Origin of the sequence: Rhodanobacter caeni, from assembly GCF_039523575.1 — a bacterium.
Taxonomy (GTDB): Bacteria; Pseudomonadota; Gammaproteobacteria; order Xanthomonadales; family Rhodanobacteraceae; genus Rhodanobacter; species Rhodanobacter caeni.
This window is the reverse complement of record NZ_BAAAFO010000004.1, coordinates 258,450-276,705: the sequence shown is the minus strand read 5'-3', so window position 1 is coordinate 276,705 and position 18,256 is coordinate 258,450. Positions and strand designations below refer to the sequence as shown.

Genomic DNA, 18,256 nt, shown 5'->3' with positions numbered 1-18,256 from the left:
TCAGCTCTCCTTCCGATGCAAGACGTTGCGCCGAATCTCAACCATCTGCAGTGCCATGTCGCGACACTCCTCCATGGTCAACCTGCGGTGTTCTTTTGTGCCCGCGCCGGGATGCACTTGCATCGACATGAGCGACGCAAAATACATGTCGAAGGAAATGTGTTCGTCATCGCGCAGCATTAGCCTGAACCCCGGATACAGATGATCAGCGTGATGCGCTCATCGTGACTTTCGTTGACCACCCAATGGCGTTGGGAGTTGTCGAAGGTGTAGACGTCGCCGGGCATCGGCCGAAGCTCGGCATCGTCGAAACAAAACGCCTGCTCCGCGTTCCCGCGAAGCTGCACGGCAATCTTGTGGTAGTAGCTGGCATGCCATCCGTCATCGATATGCGGCTCAACGCGGCCACCGGGCGGAACGCGGGTAATCAGCACGCCGCCAAGCTGCTCACCTTCCACCAGCCGCATCACATCGAACACCAGCGGCTTCACGGCCGGGATGTCATTCACCACCGGGTACCACGTCGAAGCGTGCGGGCCATTGAAGGCCGCAATGTCACCGGTGAAGTTCTCCCAGGCGTTGTAGCGAACCCAAATGTCATCAATCTTGGCGTGCGGCGTGCCGTAGGCTTCCGTCCGCATCGTGTGGCGATTCCACACGTCGGGATGCGCGTCGATCTGTGCCAGCAGCGGCGCGACGTCGAAACCGTGGGCAATCTGGAAGATGGGCGGCAATGCCGGTTTCAGCATGGCGTTCACGCCGCCCCCTCCATCTCCACCGAACAGGCGATCAGGTCACGCTTGACTGGCGAAGAAACCATGATTTCGAAGACCCGATTGCGGAAGGTGCCAAGACGCAAGAAGCGGATGCGCTTGCCATACTGGTGCACGTCACCAAGCATCCTCTTGCGGTAGTTGGTGTATGTCTTGCCACCGTCATCGGAATAGCGCAGCCACACCGATTCATCGCCGTTGAGCGTTTCGAAGCCGGTGTCCATCAACAGTTCTAGGGCCGCCATGAAGATCCGGTTCTGCGAGTCGTGCGCGTAGGGCGTTCGACGCATCGACACCAGCGGCTGGCCGTTCTCGGTGTAGTTGGCCCAGTCCAGCGTGTAGAGGTTGCCGTTGAAGGCATCTCCGCCGATCCACTTGCCGTTCCAGAACACGAGGTGGTTCACGCGCCAGATGTCCAGTTCGTAGCTTGCGCGGCGGTGCCACAAACGCGTGGCTACGTCATAGCCCCACGTCTTGCCGCTCGGCAGCGTGAGGTAATAGACCTTGTGCCCACGGTCAGACCACACCATGGCGTAGGCTTCGGCCCAATCCGTGCCGGCGATGTCCTGCTCTACGGCATAGGTCGAGACGCGCACGGGCGTGTAGCCGTCGGCGCGGTACACGATGCCGTCATTGCCCAGCCACATGATCGAATTGTCGATCGCCTGTGGGCTGAAGCGCGCGGCACATCCTTGTTCAATCACGGTGCCGGACTGGCGCTCGAAGGTGATCAGTACGCCCTGCGCGTCGGTCTGCGCGGTGTTGACGAATATCTCAATCGTGCGTTCGCCGAACATCCATACTTCGGAATGGTTGACCACCTGCGATACCAGCCGATCCGGCGCGGATTCCGCTTCATACTCGTCCGTCGAGAGGTAGGACAGCGCGTTGCCAAGGTCGGAGTGAAACCAGAACCGGCGCAGCGGCTCGATGTGCGTGATGTAGCTGTTGATGAAGTCGGTGATGATCGACCCCTTGAAATCAGGGTCGGTGATCTGCGTCAGCGTGTGGCTGGCGGTGTTGTAGACGAAGCCCTCCGGCCCGTTGACGATCACCAGCTGATAGCCCGTGGCCTGCTGGTTGTGCGTCATCGACACGCGGCCCGTGCCGGTGATTGTGCCGCGACTCGTCTTGCTTCCGTCGCTGGCAATCTCGTACAGCGTGGCTCCTGCCACGACGAACAGCGTTCCTTCCACGTTGCGCATGCCGCGAATCGGATCAGTGCCAGTCGTGCCCAGCAACGTCAGCCCCGGCACGCCGCGCAGAATGCCCGGTGAGCGCGACTGCTGGTTCTCGGCGAACTCCGGCAGGTAGTTCAGGCATTCCTGCTGATCATAGGGCCGCGTTTCGTCGGTGTAGGCGCCGCCAACGATGGGGACGGAGCGAAGCTTGCCCATCAGTACGGCAGCCAGGAATCGGTACGGATGTCGTAACGCCCACGGCCAAAGCCCACCGGGGCATCGGTGGTCTGCGTCAACGGCATCTCCACCAAACGATCGCGCATCAGCTCGCGCAGCCCTTCGGCGGCAAAGGCCACCACGGCGCCGTTCGGCTGCTGCTGGTATTCGGGCGCGAGCCGCAGCGCGAGGTTGTACGCAATGGCGTCGTCAGCCTCAGGCGGGCTCGGCATCGTGTCGGAGGGGTTGGATACATCGCTCCACCCCATCGCCATGCCATTGGCTTCCCAGCGCCGGCACATGCCGTTCAAGGCCATGATGGCCGTATCGCTGTCCTCGGCTTCCGGCGACTCGTTCGGGTCCAGAACGTTGATCAGGCGCAGCGCGCGGCGGGTGATGTCGGAAACCGTACTCACTGCTCGCCCTTGGGCGGACGGCCGCGACGCTTCGGTGCGTCCTTCTCGTCGTCATCGTCCCTGGCATCCGGCGAATCGCGCCAACCCTTGGGCAGATCGTCGGAATCGAAAATGGCCGATTCAAGACCGGCCTCGGTATTGCGGTACATCCAGGTGGGTACGCCCATGACGCCCTCCAGAAAAGGGGCGGGGAGGCCACTGCCAGCACTCCCCGCCGCGAAGATCACGCGTCGGAATCGACGACCAGGCCGAGAGCGGCAAGCGCCTGCACGACTTGGGCCACGGTCGAGCCGCCAGACGACGCGGAACTCAACGTCTGCACCGCAATGGGCTCCGTTCCGTAGAAGCCGATCTTGCTGTCAGCGTTGATGCCCAATACCGCACCCTCGTCGGTGCCAGGGGCGGCGCCCCACTTGCTCGGGGTGCTATCCACTGCGAGATTGCTCATGTCGTCTCTCCTCAGAGGCCGGTGACGGTGGCGGGGACGCGCACGGCCAGTTCCGGGCGAAGCACGCCCGCGCCGTACACGATGTCGAAGCGGCTGATGAACATGTCGTTCACCATGTCGTAGCCGTTCTGGAACCGCAGCGTGATGCCCTTGTACGTGCGGCTCGCGCTGTCCACGCCGTAGCCCTTGGGCGGGTTCGGCAGGTCAGCCGTCACGAAGTAGAAGGCGTCCTTCACGAACGCCACGTTCTGCGCGTAGTTCGTGCCGCTGGTGCCCTTGACGGTGATGGCCGCATTGTCAGCCGGGGCGGCCGAAACGTTCTGCTCGGTGCCACTGGCGATGATCGCCGGGGTGATCTGCAACGTGGTCGTGGTGGCCGCCACGGCAGCGGTCACGGTGAACTGCTTCAGCCCAGCCAACACCTGCTTGGTCTGCGGGTGCACGTCGTAGACGCCGGCAATGGTGAAGGTGTCGCCGATGTTCAGCGAGCCCGTGCCAGTATCGACCGTCAGCGTGCTGCCGGTCTGGTTGGCGCCGTTGACCAAGTAGCCAGCCGCCGTGCCGCGCGTCACATAGCTGGTCAGGTTGGACGAGAACCAGTCGAAACCCAGCGTATCGGTATACATCGCGCCCTTGCGGTACTGCCGATCGACCTTGCTCTGGGAATTGAAGTAGCCCGACAGCGCATTCACCATGTCCACCTGCGAGTAGGTGTTCACCATGAAGTTGCGGTCGCGCTTGGTCGCCAACTGGCTGTCCAGATACGCCCCGGCCTGCAGGATGGTCTTGGGGTCGTCCAGCGCGCCGTAATCGCCCACGGTTGCCGGCACCAGTGGCACCACCCGGTTGATCACGTCCGCTTCCACGGCGGTGATCAGGTCGGGAATCTTGGTGTCGATGAACTGTTCCTGATAGTCATCGATCTGCATCGCCATTTCGGCGGACGTGGCGCCGGTATCCACGCCCTTGTAGGCGTCGATATCCACCTTGATCACCTTGTCAACCTGCGGCTGGATGTCCATGATCCGGCCGTCGCGAATCTTCGCGCGCTGCGGGACACGTACCGAGACGGTATCGCCCACCTTGGCGCCGCCGCGATAGCCGAACTGGTTGTCATACTGGGTGTTGATGAGGGACAGGAACGACGGGGTTTCCGTCAGCACTGCCAGCGCACGATCCACGATCTTCTGCGTGGTGAGAAGCTGATTGCCAGCCATTGGATGAGTCTCCGCAAGGGTTGCCCGCTCAGCGGCGGGCCTTTTCCCTCACGGCGGCAATGTGGTCTGCCATGTCTTCCATCGTTTTCACGCCGGGAGCCGCAGCGGACACACGATTCGCCACCGGGGGGGCGCGTGTGATCTGTGCGGGTTGACTCGGGGTCTTCGGAGCGATCAGGCGATCTTCCAGGCGCGCCAGTGCGGCACCGGCCGCGTAAGGTGGCATCTGGGCGATCGTCGCCGCCTCGTCAGGGTGTTGCCCCAGGTGATACGCCAGTGCAGGACCGTTTTCGGAAGCCTTGATGACCTCGGCCATCGTCTCGGAAATGGGTAGTGCCTGATTGCCGAACACCACTTCGTAGAAATCGTCGTGATCGTTGGCAAAGGCATCGGCCCGCTTCTTGAACTCGGCCTCGGTTTCCTGCTGCTTGCGTTGCGCGTCGGCTTTCGTGCGCTCTTCTTCGGTCTTGCGGAAGATTTCCTGCGCCTTGCGCTCGGCAAGTGCGGCTAGGAACTTTTCCTGATCGAAGTCGAACGCTTCGAGCGTCAGCGGAGAATCGGCACCTTGGGTCGGTTGATGCGTCGCGTTCTGCTGGCCAGTGAGCGCGAGGAGTTGGGCTTTCAGGGCCTCTTTCTCGCGCCGTTCCTGTTCAGCTTCCCGCTTCGCCTCGTATTTTTCCCGTGTCAACTCGCCGATGCGGATGTGTACGCCGGGCTTCTTCTTCGGCTTGTCGCCCGATTCCGGCTGTTCGCCTTCCTCGTGTTCGTCGCCTTCGACCTGCTCGGTTTCCTGTTCCGCATCGCTTACAGAGGCTGCCGATTCCTCTTGCTCGGCCGGCTGATCCGGCACGGTTTCGGCCACACGCGCATCACCTGATGCGAAATTCTTTTCGATTGCTTCGATTGCTTCAGCGCCCATGGGCGTGGGTTCCACTTGCCCGGATACCGTCCGGTTCGTGGAACCCACGCTAGGTTTGTAGCGAAGTTATGTCCTCACACGCCGAATGCTTGCGGTGTCGGCCGCTGCTGGAACATGGATTGGCCCGGCTGCGTCGGGATGCCGGCGAGTGCCGCTTGCGCGATGGCTTGCCGCACGCCGGCCGCCTCCTGCATGTGCTGGTTTTCCAGCTCGGTCTGCTGCGTCTCGGCCTGCGCGCGTTGCGCGTCGGCCATGTATTTCGTGGCCTGCGCTTCGGACTTCTTCGCGTCAGCGATGTCCTTCGGATTGGGCTGCTGCTGTTGCGGCGGCTCGTCGTTCTCGCCCGGTTCAAGCAGGCCGGTCTGGATTGCCAGCTTGCGCGCACCTTCCAACACATCGTCGGCGCCAGCGATGTCCATGTTCTTCACCGCGAGGTAGAACGCCAGCGGCTGCAGCGGCCCACCGGTCTGCACAAGTTGCATCATCGCGTCCAGCGTTTCCATGCGCTGCGTGGCGTAGCTCGGCCCGGTGGTCACGGTCACGTCATAGCGGCCCTGTCCCAGATCGTTTTCCTTAACCCATTGGCCTGTGGCCTGATCGAAAACAGGCTTGTTGACCGCAAGGAATTTCTCGGCGCCATCCTCGCCAAGAATGCGCAACTGACGCTGCGTGTCATAGATGTGCGGAATCAGGTCGTTGATGATTTCGCCGGTGTAGCGGATCGCGCGGCTGGCGTTGTCGGTGTAATCGAATGTCGTGGTGTCGCCCTGCTGCCGGCGCGCTTGGATCGCCCTGCCGCTGGTTTCGTTGCTTGCCTCGCCAAGCGATGCCTGGAAGATGCCAGACGTGCCCTTGATGTCGGCATCGTCGATCTGCGCGGCCTGGAACATACCCACGGGGAATGTGGGAGGCGGATCGCGCAGCGGCTTGCCGCCCGGAACGTCGGGGTCTGGGTTGTATGGCATGCCGGCCGGATTCGCCACGGCCATCTGGCGCCATTGCGCCTCGAAGCCTGCGGCCTGCTTCGGCGTGTACCAGTACGGCACGCGCGGTTGAGCCGCCAGCACTTCGACGCCGTTGGATCGGTTGAAGTTGTACAGGGTCTGGCTGTCGCGGCTCATGCGCGTCATGCCATACCACTCATCCTTGCCGTCGATGTTGATCAGGTCGCCCCATACCGGCACGATCGGGATGAACTTGCCCGCCCATTCGGTCGGGCCTTCCAGAATCTCCTTGCCGGAGACGATCTCCATCATCACCTTGTCAACCGTGACTTCACGGCTCTGCACGATGGTGATGGGCGGCCCGGACGGCTGGCCGGTCTGCGGATCGATGGGCGGATTCGCTGCGTCGTCCGCTACCGGGTCCCATTCCTCGGCATCGACCACGCGGCCGTCGGAAAGCTGGTGGATGGTCTTTTTCGTGGTCTGCTTGTACCAGTACTCCGCAATGCGCACGTCATCATTGCCCCACCACTCGGCCATATGCGCGCCGTTGAAGCCTGGTCCGTCGAAGTTGCAGATTTCCGCCTTCGGATATTTGGCCTGGAACTGCGCACGCGTGAGTCGCGTTTCCACAAACGCATAGCGCGCGTCACGGCGGTCAAGCTCGCGCGCCGATGGATCGAAGTGGACGGAGAATGGATTCGGAATGCGCTTGATCACAATGTCCTGATCAAACGATCCCTCGTCCGCGTATTCCGTCGCCACTGTCCAGCAGCCGAAACCGCCCGTGATGGCGTACATCACGCCCCAGTCGTAGGCGTCATCGGCACGGGAGCGGGCCTCGATGTTGCGCACCAGTCCTTCGCGGATATCGGCTAAATCCTTGTCACCTTCCTCAGTCGCGCGAATCTTGATGGCCGGCGTCTGCTGGCGGAACTGGTTGATGACCTGCTTGATCGCCGGGCGCAGCTTGTTGAACTCGTATTTCGGCCGGCTGCCTCGGTACTGGCCTAGGTGGCCGTCCCACTGGTGGCCCGCCACGAACGCGAACTTGATGTCGTCCTGCGCGGCCTTGCGCAGTGCGGAGTCGGCTTCTTCCGCTGCCGCAAAGCGTTTGCGAATGCCAGCCATCCGGGTTTCGGTGGTGACTTTCTCGTCATCGTCGGGCTTGTCGTATTCGGCCATGCTGCGGACTTTTGCAGCGCGTACACGCTATGTCCTCCCATGGGTTACGCGAACTCGGAAGCGAACGAAATCGCGCCGCGTGAGGTGGCGTCGGGCCATTTCAGCGCAATGTCAGGCTCAGCGATGCGAGCCAGTCCGTCCAGCATGTCATCGTGCAGCGATACCGGGAACGGCTTGTATTCCTGCTGGATGAAGGTATTCACCAGATCCTCCACCGTGCCTTCGTAGTTCGTTCGATGGAGCGTTTCGGGCAGGTAGAACTTACCCTGCTCGAATATCGGAATCAGGCGCTTGATGCGATCGGGCTTTGACGTTTGACCGCCCACCTCATCGATCGTGAAGCGGTAGTTTTCCGCTTCCTGAAGCGTCTTGATGTACTCGATGTCAGCCATCATGCCGTAGCGCTCATAGCGCACCTGCAGCGGCTTCCACTTGCGGTGCAGCTGCATCAACAGCTTGCCGCGCTGGGTGAGGTTAAGACGGTCGCGCACCATGTCCAGCGCGTAGTAGTTGCCATCGGATGCCAACCCAATCACCCACATGGACGTGTAATCGTTCGTCTTCCGCTTGCCGCTGGCTGGGTCCACAAGGATGTAGCGATTCGTCCCGCTACTCGCATCGCTCTTGTAATAGCGCAGCCATTCCTCGCGGAAGCCCTGTGTTTCGTCGGCTTTCGGGTCCTGGAGCATCTGGCATCCGAATGTGTAGGGGCCCATGTCGCGGCGCTTCTCGGCCAGGGCGTCGCGACTCATCAGTACGGGCTCGCCTTCCACCGTGCCATCTTCGGTCGCCGGGTAAAGGCGTGCTTTGGCCGTGCCGCGGTCGATCACCGTCTTGTACGTGTCGTTGTAGTGGTAGCGCGTGCCGATGAAGCGCTTGACGCCGCCATCCGTGCCAAGGTTGTAGGACAGCTCAAGCGCCGCAGTGGTCTTGGCGATCATTTCAGGCGTGGTGACTGACTCGCGGGTCACGATGTCGTCGTAGACCATCACGAAGAAGTGTTTCGACGTGGGCTGCCCGTCTACCAAGCCCCAGGCCTCTACCGTGGCTTCCTTCGGGTTGCTCTTGCGCTTGACGACGATGCCGTCATCTTCACTCCACTTCGGAGCCTTGCGCGTGTCCGCCCAGAAGATGTCCGGGAATAGCTCATGCAAACGCTGGTTGCGCTCGAACTCGGTCTTGATCTGGCGTAGAAATCCCTTCGCGATCGGTCGCGTGTGCGAAAAGATGCCGATGGTGGCTTCACGTCCACCCCATTCAGGCAGCGGGTTGTCGCCATGGCTGGCGAGAATGTCCTGAATCGTCTTGCCGAACGTGATGATCGTGGACTTGTAGTGTTCGCGCGCCCACAAGTCGAGCATGCCGTCCGGCCCGGCCTGCACCTCTTCGCAGCGCGCCTTGAGCCACGGCCTGTCGATGTCCTTGCGACCCAGCACTTCGGTCAAGAGGTAGAAAAGATCCTCCCGCGCCCGCTTGCGCGCGTCGCGTCGATCACGCTTTTCCAACAGCGCCACAAGCTCGCGCTTTTCGTCAGGGGTCATGGCGCCGTAATGGACGTCGGCCCGGCAGCCACGGCAGGCTCGCCATCGAACCATGTCGCGTCCTGCACCTGCACGCGGAATAGCTGCGTGTACACCTCGCCGTTGTCCAGCGTGACGAGACACTTGATCAAGCTGACGCCGGGAAGTTGGGCGAGGATGTCCACCGCGACCTCGCGGGCAAACACGCGTGCGTTGCTCATTGCAGCGGCGTAGGGCTGTTCGCAGCGCCACGTGACCGATGCGATGGAGCGTCCAGCATCGATCGCGCCGTTGAAGTTGGCGACAAGGCAACGCTTCTCTCCACGGATCAGCCGCGATTCGTGCACACGGGCGCGCTGGTAGCCCGACACATAGGCGCGGGTGACGCGGCCCAGCTCGGTGCAGGTTTCGACGGTTGGCGTAAGCGTCACGTCCAGCGCGTAGACCTTGCCCAAGCCGGGCGTCTCGAAAGCGATCACCACGACGTCGCCAGCGGCAAGCGCGTTCGACGCGAAATTGGCATCACCCACGGTTTGCAGGTCGTTGGTGTAGACGGCCGTGCCGTTGACCGTTACGGTCATGGTCGTTTCGTGATCGCTTGGCGCGTTCGTCGTCGTCGTTACCGATACCGTGTCGCCGGCCGCCGCCGTAGCAGTGATGGATTCCGTGTTCCCGTAGGCGTTCAGGAACTCATAGGCCGCGCCATTCCAGTAGCTCGGCGGGTTGCCGCCGGACTCGTCGGTCCACTTGCTCGGATCGCTCAGCAAATTACCCATGGGCTCGCTCCAACTCGGCGGGGTTGTCGCGGCGCAGCGCACGGGCCTTGCTCGTGCCGTACAGACGGTGCACGTACTGCGGGCTGGGCAGGTCGATCACGTCAGCGGGCGCGATAGCCGCCAGTTGTGCCACGTCGCCACAGCACGACCACTGCGCGTGATCGATCAGCACATCACGGCGGTAGGCAATCAGGTGGTGGCGCGTGTGACCGGGGCGGAGTTGCCCGTTTTGCAGTGTCAGCTCAGGCGTGCAAATCGCGGCGGCTCCGGTGCGCAATGCATCGGCCATCTGCGCGAAGGCCTCCGGCAGCACGTAATCGTCGTCATCCACAAACGTCACGTACGGATGCAAGCCCAGCGAGTAGCCGACGGCGCGGGCTTTGCCGATGTGCCCCGGCACGCCTGGCACCATGCATATGCTCACCGGGTAACCAGCGCGGTCAGCAGCCTCGTGCACGCTATCCAGACACTGCGCCACCCATTCGCGCCGCGTGTCGTGACTGACGAGGATATGCACGTCAAGCATCGGGCTTGTCTGCCAGCAGCTTGGCCTGCAGCACAGCCAGACGCGCATCCACTTGCGCCTCAGTCATGCCCATGACGGGATTGTCAGCGTCGCCGGCCAGGGTCATGCGGTCGCCGTAGCGCTTCGGGTCCCACTTCGCCAGCAGCTTCAGGCGGGTTTCAATGCGGAGCTTGGAGCGCTGGATGTGTTCGCCGTTGAGCTTGAAGGCAATGCCGCCCTCGTCATCCGACTGTTCCATATAGTCGTTTCGACCGTCGTCGGCAATTTCCAGCGTGCCAGCGGCGATGGCGTCGAAACCTTCTTCGCGCGCGCGCGCGATCAATGCGGAAACGTCCGGGCTCGTGTCCATCCAATCCTTGACGGTTCGATAAGCCGGCATTCCCTCATCCCGGCAAATGGCCGCCATCGGCTCGCCCTTGCTCAGGCGTTCGGCGATAGCTTCGATCAGTTCGGGGGTGTAAAGGCTTGGTCGTCCCATGCCGAGACGTTGCCGCGAGCGTTGGGTTATGTCCTCACACAGACTCAGCATCATCCAGTACCCGCTCAAGCTTCCGCACGATCTGGTGCGGTCGCTCCATGCGCGTAAAGCTCCCTGCGAAGCTCTCCGGGTACATCACGTCCCATGCTTGCGTGATCTTGTAGACCTGCGACAAGACGTAGACCTCGCCCATGCGGACGTACACGTTTGCTGGCGCGTGGGGAAGCTGGCGGATTTTCAAAAACACCGCGTCGGCTATCTTTTCCGGCTCATCGCCCACTGTGCAGACGGGGCTAGGATTGCGTGGCTTGCCGCTCATGTCATCACCCCTTGTCGTTTCCGTTGTCGTGCTTCAGTTGTCGCCGCAGTTCCGCCGCTTTGCCCTGCATTGCCGCAATGAGCTTGTCTGCCGTCGCAAGCTCCAAAAACTTGTAGTCCGCGCCCATGAACACGGCGACGCGGGTGCCGATGATGCAGACCTCGGGCTTGACAGGGAGCGTCATGCCGGTTGCCCCAGCAGCATCGAGATCGTCTGCATCGCCCGCCCGCTCTTGATCATCGCCGGGTCGCATCGGTAGACCGTCCATCCCAACCGCTGGGCAGCTTCGTACTTGAGCAAGTCGGCGTGAAATCCCGTGCCCGTCGTGTGTCTGCCCCCAGTCCACGCGCCGCCCTCAACTTCGACGGCGAATTTGCGGCTAGGCACGGCAAAGTCAAAGCGCCAGTCCTTGAGCCCGGCGGCGACCAGGCGCTGGCGACAGCCTGTGCCCGTCCCGCCCGTGGCATGGGCAGCGAAGCGGTGCTCACGCTCGAAAACATGGCCCGTGGCCTTGAGGTGCAGGGCTAGCATGTCTTCGGCGGCGCTCATCGCCTCACCTCCTGAGACGGCAGGTAGTACAGCCAGACCGTGGACTTGCCCGGCTTCTGCATTTCCTCCGGCACGTGGAAAAGACGGCGCCGTAGCTTCCCGGTGCGGACGAGATAATTCACGCTGCCGCTGACTTGGCGCGGTTCCATGCCCGTTTCCAGCACGATGTCAGCGATCATGCCGGGGCCTTCGCGGAACACGCTAAGGATTCGCTCGGGGATGCTCATTCCTCACGCTCCACGAGGTAAGGCCCCAACGCGGCCGTGGCGGCGCTCGCAGCGGTAGGCTGGTGGGGTAGCGCCCAAGGTTGCGCGCGCGCGAAGATGGCGGAATTCGTGGTCATGCTTTGCGCTCCCCAATGGCCTGCCGTAGCCGCTCCCGCACCTTCGCCAGCAGCTCCGCTTCGGTCCCGAACTGCGCGATAAACGCCAGCCGGTCCAGATGGATGCTCGGCACCTTCGGATGCATAGTTCCGATTAGGTACTCGTGGCTCATACCAGCCTCAGTTTCCCGGCCTCGATCAGCCGGTCATGGGTGACGTTGATCGCTTTGCGCATCAGTGAGCGCCGGGCCTCTTGCGATAGGTCGCGGCCGTTGTCGATGCTCGTATGGCACTCAGGGCACAGCGCGGCGGTCTGGTGCGCCTTGGATTTCTGGCCCATGCCTCGGCCTTCATTGCGGTGCGCTACCTGTACGCCCCACTTGCCGCACAGACTGCACGTCTCCAGGCTGGCGACGGCGGCGAACCAACGTTTATCGGCGGCGGTGGTCATGCCGCCTTCCTCTGCTCATGCCAAACCACGCCATGCTGCGAGCCGAACGCATAGGCCAGTTCGATCAGCTCCGACATGTCGCCGATGGTCATGCGTGAGGTACGCTGGCCCAGCATCACGAAACCACCCTCGATGCCTTGGGCTACCCGCTGCGTCTTGCGCAGGCCGGCGGAAAGGATGTCTTTCCAGTCATCCGGCTCCAGTAGCTGAAGCTTGCCGTCTACCGGCCACTCGACTTGCCGCGCGATGTCGGTCAGTACGGCCCACATCAGCGCGTTCTGGTCGAGCGTGCGCGTCGGCTTCTTTTCGTCGATACGCACCCGCACCGGCTTGCCGAACTGCAGCAGGTCGCAGGCAAGCTTCCACGCATGCGCCATGCGTTCGCGCGCGTTGCCTGGTTCAAGAAAGACGGTTCGGGAAGTCATACCGGCCACCCAATCGCACGGGCCAGCGTCTTGTATGCCGGCATCGCCTCGGCCAGCGCCAGCATTTTCGACGCCTTGGCTCGCCAGTGATTGCGATGCGTGCCGGCCTTGTCGTAATGGCCTGCTCCGTTGCGCGAGTCGCATATTTCGCGGGCCAGGCGCTCCAGCTTGTCATGGTCTATCGTGATGGATTGGGTTGGAGTCATGCGACCTCCGCGAACAACTCAGATTGACGGCCTTCACGATCAAGCCATTCATGGGCCGACCGGTAGAAGTCCTTTTTGATTTCGAACCCATACCCGGAACGCTGACTCCTGCGGGCAGCAATGATGGTCGAACCGCTACCGCAGCACGGGTCAATGACTACTTCGCCCGGATCGGTGAATAGCGCGATCAATTGCTGAAGCAGCGCGACCGGCTTTTGTGTCGGATGAATCTTGCTGCCCGACTCGCGCGGCCACGGCATGGCGTTGAACACCATCTTCCCGTGATTGTTGAACTTCGGGAGTTTGTCGCGGTAGAACAGCACGGCATACTCGCAATTGCCGACAACCCGCATGTTTGCCTTCAGCACTTGCGGCGAAAAGTTCTTGTAGAACACCAGCGGGATATGCCTTTTGAATCCGTGTTCCTGGGCAAGCTGGATCAGCCCGAATTGCTGCTGGTGGGCACAGAACACGATCATGCATGGAGCCATCCCGGTTTCCTTCGGCTCCTTGACTAATAGCGTGGAACAGAAGTGCATGAACTCGCTGATATTGAAATTGGCGTCTGTGTCGAAAAACTGCGCGCCGGCCAGTTTGCTTTGGCCGTTCTTGATTTCGCCGCCCACGTACCAGTTCGGATTCGAGCCATAGGCATTGCTCCCAACGTTGTACGGAATATCCGCGATGACCAATTGCGCCTTCGGGATGCCATACCGCCGATAGTTCTGGAAATGGTCGTTGAAGATTTCATGCTTGCAGCGGCGGGATGGACGGACGGCCTCGACCAGCTCGCCAGCGACGGAAGTTTTCAGAACCGCACTCATGCGAACATCCTCTGTTGCCCAGCATCTGCACGGATGCAATGCGGCGAAAACCACACGGTTTCGTCTTTGCTGTTTTGCACCGCTTCGGCGCTGGCCGCATAGCCCTTGCGCGCCGTCCAGGTGCCGGTGAACCAATCAGCATCAAGCAGCGCGTCATGCTCGCCAGCGTGTCCGCAAAGGGCGATACGCAGCAGCGGGTTGTCGCCGTTATCGCGGCACCACGCTTGTACATGCAGCGGCAGTTCCGTCCCGACCCCGCCCGCCGCATAATTCATTGCGCCCTTCGTGTATGGCGGATCAAGGAACAAGCCTGTCAGGCCGTGCCGCGTGGTCACGGAATCCTTCACCACGCGCTTCCAGTCGCCGCACGTCACGCGCACATCGCGCAGGCGCTCGGCCAGTTTCATCATCCACTCACGGATGTACGCGGATCGCGGGTGCTCGCCCTGCCCGGCATTCCCAAGATGCGGGAGCTGGCGATTGATACCCTGCCCGGCATCGCCTAGGTGCGGGAGTTTGCGGTTGATGCCCCGCCCGGCGTTGCCGAGATGCGGGAGTTTGCGGCTATCGAATATCCGCGTGCCGTTCGTGTGATGCGGTCCCGTGCCTTCGCACCATCCCGATCCAATCCAGTTGCACGCACCCCAGCACCACCAGCCGGCTATCTTCGCGTCGAAGAAATCAGGGTCTTCCAGCTGCCAACGCAGGCGCTCGGCGCGGTTCACCAGCCACGCATGGCGCGCCTCCAGGTCAACCTCGCTGCACGGCCAGTCGGCATGGTGCGCGACAGAATCAGGGTCTTGCGCGACCGCCCGCCAGAAGTTGGCAATGAAGCCGTCTGCATCGTTGATCGTCTCGATCCGTTTTCCTTCCGGCGCGGCCAGCAACATCGCGGCCGATCCGGCGAACGGCTCGACGTAATTGGCGACATCACCGAACGCTTCCCACACAAGGCTGGCTGCGCGCGACTTGCCGCCGAAGTACGGGAACGGCGCGACCAAGTTCATCGCCCCCCCCGCTTTGCGTCCATGTCATCAAGGCGGATCAGTTGGTCCACGTCCGTCCCGTCGAACGATTGCTGCTTGCCGATTTCCTTGCCGTTCTCCCGGACCCATAGCGGTTTGACTTGATCGGCTCCGAACTCCGCGCGCAGTCGGTCCAGGCCATCGGTAAAATCGGGGAAGTCGGCCCTGTTCTTTTCTCGCTGGCTCATGCGACAGCCCTCGCCGGTATTTCGAGCAGCGGGCGCGGCGTGTAATTCGGGGCACTCAGGAATTGCGTGGTCGCGCGGTCGAACCACAGGGCCACGGTCGGCTCAAGGCCGGTGGCGCGTTGCTTGCGGACAAACAGCAGCGTGTCGCCCTGGTCTCGGTACTTTTCGGCTACCGGCTCGTTATCGCGCTCTGCGATAGCTACGGCCCGTTCGCGGGGCTTGTTGCGCCACACTTCAATGACGGTATCCACCATGTCGGTGATGCCGCCCGATCCCTTGACGCCCATCTTTCCGCCCGGCGAATCCTCGTTCTCGCTTTTGCGCATGTGCGCAGCGATGGCGATGTGCGTTTCCTCGATACGGGCGAAGTCGGTCACTTCCTCAATGAACTGCTTCTGGCCCGAATAGTCGTCATCGGCAAACCCGCACTTCGTCAGGTTGTCGATCACGAACAGCTCAATGTCGTAGCGGCGGCGGGCATAGCGGAACACTTCAAGGATGCGCTGGCCCTTGGCTGCGCCGGACACGTCGAAGGCCCAAAGCCAGTTTTTCAGCTCGCGGATAATCTGGCGGATGTACTGCTCGGACGGATTGCCGTTGCCGGCGATCTGACGGGCCATCTTCATCAGCCATACCGGCGTGCGGTACTCCATAGACGCCACGCAACAGCGGACGCCATGGGTAGCCATGTCGGCAACAACGTGGGAGATAACAGCGCTCTTGCCGTGGCCGTTCACGCCGGCCCAAATGGACGTTTCGCCCGGGCGCAACTTCAGTGTGTCGTGGGTTTTCTTCCACGGCAGCAGCAGCCCTTCATCCTTGCGGGTGAACTCCTGCCACACCGCTTCCTCAAACTCCGCAGCGCCGCGAAGCTCTGACGGATCAAGCGTTCTGGCATCGCGCAAGGCTCCAGCCATCTCGCCAAGGTCCACACCAGCCATCAGGCACTCGTTGGCGTCCTTGTGCGGCAGGCGGACGATGCGGCACCGCTCGCGGCCTAGGCGGTCGGCAATCTCGCGCTCGGCTTGCTGGCCGGGGCCGTCACTGTCCAGGCTCAGGTAAATCGTGTCGTACAGGCCCAGCCGGTCGTACTCGCTGGCGATCCACCCCTGCTTCGCACCGCCACCGCCGCCCATCGGCACGGACAGCGCCGGGAAGCCGTAGGTATGCCACGCCATCGCGTCCAGCTCGCCCTCGCAGATGATGACGCTGCGGGCGTCCTCGGCCATCGCCTGCCAACCGAACAGGCACGGCTCGCAATCGGCGTCCTGGCGGAAGGTCTTGGGAAGCTTGCGGTACTTGGCCGCGATCAGCTCACCGTCGCGCAGGTACGGGAACATGATCGCCCCGTCGCGCGAGGCCACCCGGTATGCCTTCACCGTCGCCTCTGCGATCTTTCGAGTGTCGGTGAACCATGCCAGATGCTCCGGGGATACCCGATGCACGCCTTCCTTCGTCGGGCGGCTGTAGCGCTTGGCGGGCGGGTCCATCCGCTCCTCGCGGATGCCCAAGTAGTCCATCGCTTCCTTGCAGGCGTCACGGAGTGTCAGATTGCGGCAGGCCATCCACAGGCCGATCAGGTCGCCGGACTCGCCCGTGCTGAAGTCGCTCCACACGCCGGCCTTATCGCCGGTCAGGTGGACACCAAGGGACTGGCCCGACTCGCCATTGGACGATCCAGCCCGCCATTCCTGCCCTACTCGCTTCCCGTTCGGTAGCAGCAGCCGCACCACGCCGTCCACCTGCGCCGACAAACGCTGGGCAATCTCGGTTGCGCGCATCAGATCGCCCTCGCCATCAATTCGTCCAAGGTCTCGCCGTCGACGCGCTTTTGGGTCGGGGCGCGCAGGATGCCAAGCACGAACGCCTTCGGGTCCGCGCGGCTTTCGTCTAGGGTCCGCTCCACCGCTTCGATCACGGCAAGCTCGGGCTTGTGGTCGCGGAAGAGCTTGTTCAGGAACGCACCACCACCACCATCCGGGAGTGCCTTCCACCGTGCGAACAGGTCAGCCTTGAAATCAATGGGCGATGGAATCGCCGCTTTTGCTTTTTTCTCTTCTCTTCTCTTCTCTTCTCTGGTCCGCTTTTTGTCCGCTTCCGATGCGGACGTTTTGCGGACAGCTTTTTTACGATCAGCGTCCTGTGCGCGACGCTTCGCGGACTGTCCGTTATGCGTGTCAAACTCAGGCAGGGCAAGGCTTTCGCCGTCATCCACCAGCCACCCAACAGAAATCATGGCGGCAGAAAATCCAGGCCATCGCAGGTGATCGTCCAGAGTTTGGGACGTGTAGCCCTCAAGTTTTCCGTCAATAGAGTGCGCGTCAAACAGACACCAAACGGACATAAGTCCGCCGACCGTCCGCAACGTGTCCGCTTTCAATGCGGACGAAATGCGGACGACTTTCGGATGCGTAAAAAGGTCAGACCTCATCTTGATCCAGTCGCCTGCCATTACAGACTCCGGAGTCGCAGCAGCTTGAACACCGCCGTGACGAAAGTGGAAGGGATTCGCCCGCGCAGGAAGGCATCCATCACGCGGCGCTTGATTGACCGGCGCGCAGCCAGACCCATTCGCTGCTCCATGCGCGCAACCTGAGCCGGCGACCGCGCATTGATTGCGCTCACCATCGCCTGCCAGTAGAGGTGAGCCATGATGCGGTCAGGTTTACGTAAGGCAGCCTGCACACTGCACTTCAAGCGGCGGATGTATCGTTCATGCCGCCAATCGCGGAGACGCATGGCGGCCTTGCGGAACAGATCGCTCACGGCTTCGCCTCCCGCTGCGCATCCTCGTCATTCCGCGCCTGCCGATTCGCCTCGATAGCCTCGCGGCCGAAACGGGCGACGGCTTGCCAGCCTTCGGGCAGGGTGAAGTCCAGCGGGTCGTTTTCGCCGTGGTCGGTGATGTTCATGCGGCTTTCCTCAACATGTCCGCCAACCGCTCAACCTCACGTCGCGCCGTGACCTCTTCCATCGCGCACTGAAGGTCGCGGAACTGCTGCAACAGCAACGTCCCGGTGATATGGCAGAACGGTTTGATGAACCAATTCGGCACGGGGCGTTTCCCGCTGCGAATCAGGCTGATATAGCTCTCAGACTTGCCAAGGGCGGCGGCGATATAGGCCAGCTTTGCGCCGCATGCCTGCATCGCAACGGCGATGGCTTGCGCTTCACTTTCGATCTGACGTAGGACGCGCGGATCAGCCGGTACGGGACCCTTGCACAGCGGCAGGACAAGCGCCGCCGTGTTTCGCTTTGCGGAGCTTTTCGGGGCTTGACAAGACTTGACAGCCTCGCCCGGACAAAACTTTTCGCCATGAACATCACGAAAGGAATCGGCGCTCATGG

The 18,256-nt window shown here is 62.1% G+C and carries 29 protein-coding genes; all 29 read right to left on the bottom strand.

Annotated features, from left to right (window positions below; all coding sequences use genetic code 11):
* Positions 1–180, bottom strand: a complete 180-nt coding sequence (locus ABD017_RS13920) for a hypothetical protein (protein WP_343883371.1) — start codon at positions 178–180, stop codon at positions 1–3.
* Positions 180–749 (bottom strand): aspartyl/asparaginyl beta-hydroxylase domain-containing protein, encoded by a 570-nt coding sequence (locus ABD017_RS13915; RefSeq protein ID WP_343883770.1) that lies wholly within the window; start codon positions 747–749, stop codon positions 180–182. The genes ABD017_RS13920 and ABD017_RS13915 overlap by 1 nt, the downstream gene beginning before the upstream one ends.
* A gap of 5 nt (positions 750–754) precedes the next feature.
* Positions 755–2,170 carry a packaged DNA stabilization protein gene (locus tag ABD017_RS13910; protein ID WP_343883370.1) on the bottom strand — a complete coding sequence of 472 codons (1,416 nt, stop codon included), beginning with the start codon at positions 2,168–2,170 and terminating at the stop codon, positions 755–757.
* A complete protein-coding gene (locus ABD017_RS13905; protein ID WP_343883369.1) occupies positions 2,170–2,586 on the bottom strand; it encodes a packaged DNA stabilization gp4 family protein in 417 nt (138 codons plus the stop codon). Before ABD017_RS13905 ends, ABD017_RS13910 begins: the two co-directional genes overlap by 1 nt.
* Positions 2,583–2,753, bottom strand: coding sequence for a hypothetical protein (locus tag ABD017_RS13900; RefSeq protein ID WP_343883368.1), 171 nt, complete (start codon positions 2,751–2,753; stop codon positions 2,583–2,585). The genes ABD017_RS13905 and ABD017_RS13900 overlap by 4 nt, the downstream gene beginning before the upstream one ends.
* Before the next feature lie 56 nt (positions 2,754–2,809).
* On the bottom strand, positions 2,810–3,034 hold the full coding sequence (locus tag ABD017_RS13895; protein WP_343883367.1) for a hypothetical protein: 225 nt from the start codon (positions 3,032–3,034) through the stop codon (positions 2,810–2,812).
* An 11-nt stretch (positions 3,035–3,045) separates the two neighbouring features.
* Positions 3,046–4,251, bottom strand: a complete 1,206-nt coding sequence (locus ABD017_RS13890) for a P22 phage major capsid protein family protein (RefSeq protein WP_343883366.1) — start codon at positions 4,249–4,251, stop codon at positions 3,046–3,048.
* 28 nt (positions 4,252–4,279) lie between these two features.
* Complete coding sequence (locus tag ABD017_RS13885; protein ID WP_343883365.1) at positions 4,280–5,170, bottom strand: hypothetical protein; 891 nt, start codon at positions 5,168–5,170, stop codon at positions 4,280–4,282.
* A gap of 74 nt (positions 5,171–5,244) precedes the next feature.
* Complete coding sequence (locus ABD017_RS13880) at positions 5,245–7,299, bottom strand: portal protein (protein WP_343883363.1); 2,055 nt, start codon at positions 7,297–7,299, stop codon at positions 5,245–5,247.
* Between the two features lie 44 nt (positions 7,300–7,343).
* Positions 7,344–8,840 carry a phage terminase large subunit family protein gene (locus ABD017_RS13875; RefSeq protein WP_343883362.1) on the bottom strand — a complete coding sequence of 499 codons (1,497 nt, stop codon included), beginning with the start codon at positions 8,838–8,840 and terminating at the stop codon, positions 7,344–7,346.
* Positions 8,837–9,595 (bottom strand): hypothetical protein, encoded by a 759-nt coding sequence (locus ABD017_RS13870; RefSeq protein WP_343883361.1) that lies wholly within the window; start codon positions 9,593–9,595, stop codon positions 8,837–8,839. Before ABD017_RS13870 ends, ABD017_RS13875 begins: the two co-directional genes overlap by 4 nt.
* On the bottom strand, positions 9,588–10,121 hold the full coding sequence (locus ABD017_RS13865; RefSeq protein ID WP_343883360.1) for a glycosyltransferase family A protein: 534 nt from the start codon (positions 10,119–10,121) through the stop codon (positions 9,588–9,590). The genes ABD017_RS13870 and ABD017_RS13865 overlap by 8 nt, the downstream gene beginning before the upstream one ends.
* Positions 10,114–10,653 (bottom strand): terminase small subunit-like protein, encoded by a 540-nt coding sequence (locus ABD017_RS13860; protein WP_343883359.1) that lies wholly within the window; start codon positions 10,651–10,653, stop codon positions 10,114–10,116. The genes ABD017_RS13865 and ABD017_RS13860 overlap by 8 nt, the downstream gene beginning before the upstream one ends.
* Positions 10,634–10,918, bottom strand: coding sequence for a hypothetical protein (locus ABD017_RS13855; RefSeq protein ID WP_343883358.1), 285 nt, complete (start codon positions 10,916–10,918; stop codon positions 10,634–10,636). The genes ABD017_RS13860 and ABD017_RS13855 overlap by 20 nt, the downstream gene beginning before the upstream one ends.
* A 4-nt stretch (positions 10,919–10,922) precedes the next feature.
* On the bottom strand, positions 10,923–11,102 hold the full coding sequence (locus ABD017_RS13850) for a hypothetical protein (RefSeq protein ID WP_343883357.1): 180 nt from the start codon (positions 11,100–11,102) through the stop codon (positions 10,923–10,925).
* Positions 11,099–11,467: a hypothetical protein gene (locus tag ABD017_RS13845; RefSeq protein WP_343883356.1), complete on the bottom strand. Its 369-nt coding sequence runs from the start codon at positions 11,465–11,467 to the stop codon at positions 11,099–11,101. Before ABD017_RS13845 ends, ABD017_RS13850 begins: the two co-directional genes overlap by 4 nt.
* Complete coding sequence (locus ABD017_RS13840) at positions 11,464–11,694, bottom strand: hypothetical protein (RefSeq protein ID WP_343883355.1); 231 nt, start codon at positions 11,692–11,694, stop codon at positions 11,464–11,466. The genes ABD017_RS13845 and ABD017_RS13840 overlap by 4 nt, the downstream gene beginning before the upstream one ends.
* Positions 11,695–11,806: 112 nt before the next feature.
* Positions 11,807–11,962, bottom strand: a complete 156-nt coding sequence (locus ABD017_RS13835; RefSeq protein ID WP_343883354.1) for a hypothetical protein — start codon at positions 11,960–11,962, stop codon at positions 11,807–11,809.
* The gene (locus ABD017_RS13830) at positions 11,959–12,240 is read right to left on the bottom strand and encodes a hypothetical protein (protein ID WP_343883353.1); all 282 of its coding nucleotides are present in this window, start codon (positions 12,238–12,240) and stop codon (positions 11,959–11,961) included. The genes ABD017_RS13835 and ABD017_RS13830 overlap by 4 nt, the downstream gene beginning before the upstream one ends.
* A complete protein-coding gene (locus ABD017_RS13825; protein ID WP_343883352.1) occupies positions 12,237–12,665 on the bottom strand; it encodes a recombination protein NinB in 429 nt (142 codons plus the stop codon). Before ABD017_RS13825 ends, ABD017_RS13830 begins: the two co-directional genes overlap by 4 nt.
* Positions 12,662–12,871, bottom strand: coding sequence for a hypothetical protein (locus ABD017_RS13820; protein WP_343883350.1), 210 nt, complete (start codon positions 12,869–12,871; stop codon positions 12,662–12,664). The genes ABD017_RS13825 and ABD017_RS13820 overlap by 4 nt, the downstream gene beginning before the upstream one ends.
* Positions 12,868–13,695: a DNA-methyltransferase gene (locus ABD017_RS13815; protein ID WP_343883348.1), complete on the bottom strand. Its 828-nt coding sequence runs from the start codon at positions 13,693–13,695 to the stop codon at positions 12,868–12,870. The genes ABD017_RS13820 and ABD017_RS13815 overlap by 4 nt, the downstream gene beginning before the upstream one ends.
* Positions 13,692–14,702 (bottom strand): DNA adenine methylase, encoded by a 1,011-nt coding sequence (locus ABD017_RS13810; RefSeq protein ID WP_343883347.1) that lies wholly within the window; start codon positions 14,700–14,702, stop codon positions 13,692–13,694. Before ABD017_RS13810 ends, ABD017_RS13815 begins: the two co-directional genes overlap by 4 nt.
* Positions 14,699–14,908, bottom strand: a complete 210-nt coding sequence (locus ABD017_RS13805; protein WP_343883346.1) for a hypothetical protein — start codon at positions 14,906–14,908, stop codon at positions 14,699–14,701. Before ABD017_RS13805 ends, ABD017_RS13810 begins: the two co-directional genes overlap by 4 nt.
* Complete coding sequence (locus tag ABD017_RS13800; RefSeq protein WP_343883345.1) at positions 14,905–16,689, bottom strand: toprim domain-containing protein; 1,785 nt, start codon at positions 16,687–16,689, stop codon at positions 14,905–14,907. The genes ABD017_RS13805 and ABD017_RS13800 overlap by 4 nt, the downstream gene beginning before the upstream one ends.
* Positions 16,689–17,360 (bottom strand): hypothetical protein, encoded by a 672-nt coding sequence (locus ABD017_RS13795; protein ID WP_343883344.1) that lies wholly within the window; start codon positions 17,358–17,360, stop codon positions 16,689–16,691. Before ABD017_RS13795 ends, ABD017_RS13800 begins: the two co-directional genes overlap by 1 nt.
* Positions 17,360–17,674: a hypothetical protein gene (locus ABD017_RS13790; RefSeq protein ID WP_343883343.1), complete on the bottom strand. Its 315-nt coding sequence runs from the start codon at positions 17,672–17,674 to the stop codon at positions 17,360–17,362. The genes ABD017_RS13795 and ABD017_RS13790 overlap by 1 nt, the downstream gene beginning before the upstream one ends.
* Positions 17,671–17,820, bottom strand: a complete 150-nt coding sequence (locus tag ABD017_RS13785) for a hypothetical protein (RefSeq protein ID WP_343883342.1) — start codon at positions 17,818–17,820, stop codon at positions 17,671–17,673. The genes ABD017_RS13790 and ABD017_RS13785 overlap by 4 nt, the downstream gene beginning before the upstream one ends.
* Complete coding sequence (locus ABD017_RS13780) at positions 17,817–18,254, bottom strand: hypothetical protein (RefSeq protein WP_343883341.1); 438 nt, start codon at positions 18,252–18,254, stop codon at positions 17,817–17,819. The genes ABD017_RS13785 and ABD017_RS13780 overlap by 4 nt, the downstream gene beginning before the upstream one ends.
* Between the last annotated feature and the right edge of the window lie 2 nt (positions 18,255–18,256).